General features: G+C 71.5%; 1 protein-coding gene. It reads right to left on the reverse strand.

The features are described 5' to 3' along the window. On the reverse strand, window positions 1–2,117 hold a 2,117-nt coding region (locus tag O3Q52_RS52270; RefSeq protein ID WP_269655421.1), incomplete at both ends, for an AAA family ATPase.

Consider the following 2,117-nt stretch of genomic DNA (forward strand, 5'->3'; position numbering starts at 1 on the left):
CCGAACGAGCGGTCCCTGGGCAGCGAGTCGAAGTACTCCTTGAGCAGCGGGCCGGTGCCGGGGCCGCATTCGTACCCCATGTTCGCGGCCTGTGCGCGCACGATGGTGACCAGTTCCTCGGAGGAGTAGTCGGCGAAGCCGATCCGGCGCGGGAAGCGCGAGGACAGACCGGGGTTGGAGGCGAGGAAGCGCTCCATCTCGTCGGTGTAGCCGGCGACGATGACGACGACCTCGTCGCGGTGGTCCTCCATCAGCTTCAGCAGGGTGTCCACGGCCTCCTGGCCGAAGTCGGCGCCGCCGCCCTTCGGGGTGAGGGTGTAGGCCTCGTCGATGAACAGCACACCGCCGCGGGCCTTCTCGAAGACCTCGCGGGTCAGCTGGGCGGTGTGGCCGATGTAGCGGCCCACCAGGTCGGCGCGGGCGGCCTCGATGAGCTGCCCCCGGTCGAGGACTCCGAGCTGCGTCAGGATCTCCCCGTACAGGCGCGCAACGGTGGTCTTGCCGGTACCGGGTGGGCCGGTGAAGACCAGGTGGTTGCTGAGTGAGGGCACCGGCAGTCCGGCGGCGGCCCGGTGGCGGGCCGTGGTGATGAGGTTGACCAGGTCGGCGACCTGGCGCTTCACCTCGGCCAGGCCGATCATGTCGCCGAGGCGGGTCAGCGGGTCGTCGGCCGGTGCGGTGGTGTCGCCGGCCTTCGCGGCGGCCGTGGCGGAGACGTCCTCCGGCAGCAGCAACCGCAGGTCGTGCTCGCTGACCTGCTGCTGGGAGGCGAGCCGGACCGCCTGTCTGTCCACCATCTCCTCGAACACCCCGCGCGCGGCACGGCCGTTGCCGAATCCGGCGTCCCGCGGCATCGCCTCGAAGTGCGCGGCCAGCGCCGCCTCGGTGCCCTCACCCAGCTCGTACTGGTGCTGAGCGCACATGCTCTCCATGATCGCGACCAGTTCGGGCACCGAGTAGTTCTCGAACTCGACGGTCCGCGAGAAGCGGGAGGCCAGACCCGGGTTGGAGCTGAGGAAGGAGTCCATCTCGCGGGAGTAGCCGGCCGCGACCACCACCACGTCGTCGCGGTGGTCCTCCATCAGCTTCAGCAGGGTGTCCACCGCCTCGCGGCCGAAGTCCGCACCGCCGTTGTTGCTGTCCGAGCTGAGGGTGTACGCCTCGTCGATGAACAGCACGCCGCCGAGCGCCCGTTGGAAGGTCTCGGTGGTCTTGATGGCGGTACCGCCGACGACCTGGGCGACCAGGTCCGCGCGGGAGACCTCCACCAGGTGTCCGCTGCGCAGCGAACCCAGCTCGGCCAGGATCGACCCGTACAGACGGGCGACGGTGGTCTTACCGGTGCCGGGCGGGCCGGCGAAGATCAGGTGCCGGCTCATCGGCGGGGCCGACATTCCGAGTTGTTCGCGGCGCTGGGCAAGCTGGGTCAGGTTGACCAGCGTACGCACCTGCTGCTTGACGTTCTCCAGACCGATCAGCGCGTTCAGCGCGCCGAGCGGGCCCTCCGGACGGTCCGCCGGGGGCGCGTCCGCGGCGCCTGAGCCGGCCGGGTCGGTGTTCTCGGCGCTGCCGGAGCCCCAGGCGTCCCGCTTGCCGTTGCCGGTACTGTTGAGACCTTCCACGGCCAGCCGCTCGCCGGGCGCGGTCTGCACCAGGCCGCCGCCCTCGTTCTCCCGAGCGAGGCAGTTCACCACGGAGACCGGCGCGGTGGATTCCACCCGGAAGCCGTCCTGGGCACCGCCGGAGACCTCGCAGCCGCTGAGGGAGGCGATCGCGCCCTCGCGGAGCAGGAAACCGTGGCCCTTGGGGGCGTGCACCGAGGTGCGGTTGGCGGTCAGTTCGCCGCCCGCGGCGACGACCACGCCCTCCTCGCCGGATATCTCGACGCGGAAGTCGCGGACGGTGACGTTGCCGCCGTCCTCCACGACCAGGCCGTGGGTGGCCGTGTCGGAGACCCCGCCGCCGGCCAGGTAGAGGGTGCTGCCGGAGGACACCCGCACGCCCGAGCCCTTGGGCCGGACGATCTCGCAGTCCTCGGCGCGGCCACGGGCGTCCTTGCTCGCCACGATGCCGTCGCCGGCGGGCTCCACCAGCCGGGCCCGGCGCAGCAGCGGGTT

This window comes from Streptomyces sp. ActVer (assembly GCF_027270795.1).
In the GTDB taxonomy this organism is placed as follows: Bacteria; Actinomycetota; Actinomycetes; order Streptomycetales; family Streptomycetaceae; genus Streptomyces; species Streptomyces umbrinus_A.